Source organism: Sphingomonas sp. GC_Shp_5 (assembly GCF_026540855.1).
Lineage (GTDB): Bacteria > Pseudomonadota > Alphaproteobacteria > Sphingomonadales > Sphingomonadaceae > Sphingomonas.
In genome coordinates this window covers 1-2,542 of sequence record NZ_JALNUP010000057.1, presented here as the reverse complement: position 1 = coordinate 2,542, position 2,542 = coordinate 1, and the positions used below count along the sequence as shown (strand labels likewise).

Genomic DNA, 2,542 nt, shown 5'->3' with positions numbered 1-2,542 from the left:
CTCCTGCTCCACCACCGAGATCAGGCTGATCGGCACGTCGAAGAGGGACGCGGCGAGTTCAACAATGTGCCCGAACTCAGGTTCCAAAGGAGTACGTGACAACCCATAGTCTTCGATTGCGGCGATCCGTGCGGCCTCCGCCCGAAAGCTGTCGTGATCAGGCGTACAGTGCATAACGAATTTTCCGCGTAGATGTCCCTTTGGTTTACCCCATCCAACGTTCATAAGCAGTTAGCAGAACGAAAGGATCTGGCCCCCTCTTAGCGCTATAATCCGAGGCATTTCCGGCTGGAGACCTTTTAATCTGCGGTGCGCTCCGGCCGACTCACGCCTTTTGCTCGGACTGCCCATCTTCATGGTCGGTACTCAACAACCCCTTCCGGGGTCAGGTGAGCGTCGGCGGCGAGTCCTTGCAGCTGGTACGCGAACATTTGACCCGGGCACCAGTCGCAAGCGTGTTCCCGTGCTTCGCTTCGCCAAACAGGAGAAGCCGCAATAAGCGAGTTAGTCGACCAGGCAGCCTGACATGGACCCATAAACGTTATCGCAGGTTAATGTCTCAAGGAGTGAGGGTGATGTGTCATGTTCTGGTGATTGAGGATGAATGGATGATCGCCGAGCATGTGGCGGACATCGCCCGTGCAGCCGGCGCGACCTCAATCGATACTGCTGACACCCAGCACGATGCCGTCAAAGCAGCGCAATCGCACTTGCCCGCCATCATCCTGTCGGATGTTAACCTGCTTCAGGGCACGGGGCCACGGGCAGTGGCAGCGATCCAGGCCGCATATGGGCCGATCCCGGTCATTTTCATCACCGGCACGCCGGAAGATTGCGAGCCCTGCGATCATTCTGCTGTGGTTCTTCAGAAGCCGCTCAACGAGCTGGCGATCACGCGGGCGTTTCGGCGGATGGCGCCCCTCTAGCTATTTGCGCGCCGGCTGAAACCGGACACCTCTCGCTGATGCAGCAGCGCCGGCAGTCGTCACCTGCATTACCGCATCAGCCTCTCGTCAGATATCAGGCGGCGTTGATCGCCTTTTCAATGTCGGCGACCGATTGGCTGGTTAGGTCCTTGGCGATTTCCTCCGCCAGCTTGGCTTCAAGCGTTTGTGGTAGTGCTTGCGCAGCTCGCCCAGCGTCCGGGGCGCCGCGATCACGACGAGGTGATCAACCCCGCCCCCCATTGCCCTCTTGTTGAGCATGTCAGCGACACCGGCCGCAAATGCGTCTTCGTCCTGTTGATGATCGGCGGGATTGGCTGAGCTGCTGGCATGACGCCCGCCCGAGCCCTTGTTGTCGGTCGAGACATCGCCGGCCGGCAGGGCAGTGAGCTTGCCATCATTGCCTGCGCTCTTGAACAGCTGCAGATGTTTGCCGTCAACGACCGCGACCAGCGTACCATTCCCAAGTTCCAAAATCAGCTCCTCGCAATATTGGTTTCGATACCGTAATGTATTGTGAAGCCCACTACGAACAATTGCACCTTACTCCATTGCAATTAACCTATGATGTTATAGATTGTGCCCTCCCAAAAGACATAAGTGAGCGCACATGCCGACCCCGAAACTTGCCACGCCGGCGACGCTGTTTGAGGCCTGCGATCCGCTGGATGACGAGTTGAACGGTCAGCCCCTCCAGGAAGGGACGCTGGAGGAAGTCGTAGTAACGGCGATGGAGTTTGCCGATTGCCGGCTTGCGACCGCCAAGATCGTTACTGCCGATCATGAGGAGCTGCACGCCCGCGAGATCGAGGACGTCTTTTCGGAGCAGATTTCCGAGTAGCACGGCGTGGCAGTGCCTGACCTTAGCGGCCGGTGACGTTTGCCGCCTGCTGATCAAGTGTTCGGGCCTGATCCTTCGCCTGACCGCGGATAGCCTTGGCCTGCTCTTCGAGCTTGTCCGCCTTGGCATCGGCGTCGGATATGATCTCGCGGCCCTGCTGCTTGAGGGCGTCGGCTTGGGCGTCGCGTGCCTTGGCCGCGGCGCGATCGGCCCTGTCTTGGGCTTCGCCGAGACGTTCGTTCGGACCGGTGCCGTTGTACGCGACGCCGGCCGCGTTGGCAGCGGCCTTATCGTACTCGGCACCTGCCTTCTGCTTGGGGCCGCTACATGCCGCTAGGACGAGCGTGCCGGCCAGCGCTGCAATCGTGATCCGCATCTCCGTCTCCCCCGTTGGTCGGTTTGGGATCGTCCTTTCGAGACGACCCCTGGCCGGTTAGATGTCGTCGCCGAGCGCACCCTTGACGCTGCCCTTCACGTCCTGGCCGGTGCCTTTGACCTTCTGGGCCTCACCCTCGGCAACCAGCTTATCGTTGTCGGTCGCCTTGCCAACGGCTTCCTTGATGTTGCCGGCAATCTTGTTGCCAGCGGCGTCGAGCTTGTCGGTGAACTCACCCATGAACCATCTCCAGTGCAGTCGGCCCGCTAATCGTGCCGATCGTGCCGGTGCTAACATAGGGTAACCGGGCCGGGCTTTCACCACCCGGCCCCGCACACCTCAGCCCTCGACCGCTTCCACGTTGACCGCAGACTCGGCCAG

5 protein-coding genes are annotated in these 2,542 nt (G+C 60.3%); 2 read left to right on the top strand and 3 right to left on the bottom strand.

The window, feature by feature from the left end; all coding sequences use genetic code 11:
- The first annotated feature begins 575 nt into the window (after positions 1-575).
- Positions 576-926, top strand: coding sequence for a response regulator (locus tag OXR60_RS19795; RefSeq protein WP_267397778.1), 351 nt, complete (start codon positions 576-578; stop codon positions 924-926).
- Positions 927-1,067: 141 nt separating this feature from the next.
- On the opposite strand, the gene OXR60_RS19790 is transcribed toward OXR60_RS19795, so the two are convergent.
- Positions 1,068-1,418 (bottom strand): host attachment protein, encoded by a 351-nt coding sequence (locus OXR60_RS19790; RefSeq protein WP_267397777.1) that lies wholly within the window; start codon positions 1,416-1,418, stop codon positions 1,068-1,070.
- A 136-nt stretch (positions 1,419-1,554) separates the two neighbouring features.
- Between OXR60_RS19790 and OXR60_RS19785 the strand changes: the two genes are divergently transcribed.
- Positions 1,555-1,785, top strand: a complete 231-nt coding sequence (locus OXR60_RS19785) for a hypothetical protein (protein WP_267397776.1) — start codon at positions 1,555-1,557, stop codon at positions 1,783-1,785.
- Between the two features lie 22 nt (positions 1,786-1,807).
- Here the strand turns inward: OXR60_RS19785 and OXR60_RS19780 are convergent, their stop codons facing one another.
- Both OXR60_RS19780 and OXR60_RS19775 read right to left on the bottom strand, forming a co-directional pair.
- A complete protein-coding gene (locus OXR60_RS19780; RefSeq protein ID WP_267397774.1) occupies positions 1,808-2,161 on the bottom strand; it encodes a hypothetical protein in 354 nt (117 codons plus the stop codon).
- A gap of 57 nt (positions 2,162-2,218) precedes the next feature.
- Positions 2,219-2,401, bottom strand: coding sequence for a CsbD family protein (locus OXR60_RS19775; protein WP_267397772.1), 183 nt, complete (start codon positions 2,399-2,401; stop codon positions 2,219-2,221).
- Positions 2,402-2,542 lie beyond the last annotated feature (141 nt).

Bases quoted from the DNA above. Each gene is read 5' to 3' on its own strand.
- OXR60_RS19795 (WP_267397778.1), top strand. From the start codon at position 576: ATGTGTCATGTTCTGGTGATTGAGGATGAATGGATGATCGCCGAGCAT.
- OXR60_RS19785 (WP_267397776.1), top strand. From the start codon at position 1,555: ATGCCGACCCCGAAACTTGCCACGCCGGCGACGCTGTTTGAGGCCTGC.
- OXR60_RS19780 (WP_267397774.1), bottom strand. From the start codon at position 2,161: ATGCGGATCACGATTGCAGCGCTGGCCGGCACGCTCGTCCTAGCGGCA.
- OXR60_RS19775 (WP_267397772.1), bottom strand. From the start codon at position 2,401: ATGGGTGAGTTCACCGACAAGCTCGACGCCGCTGGCAACAAGATTGCC.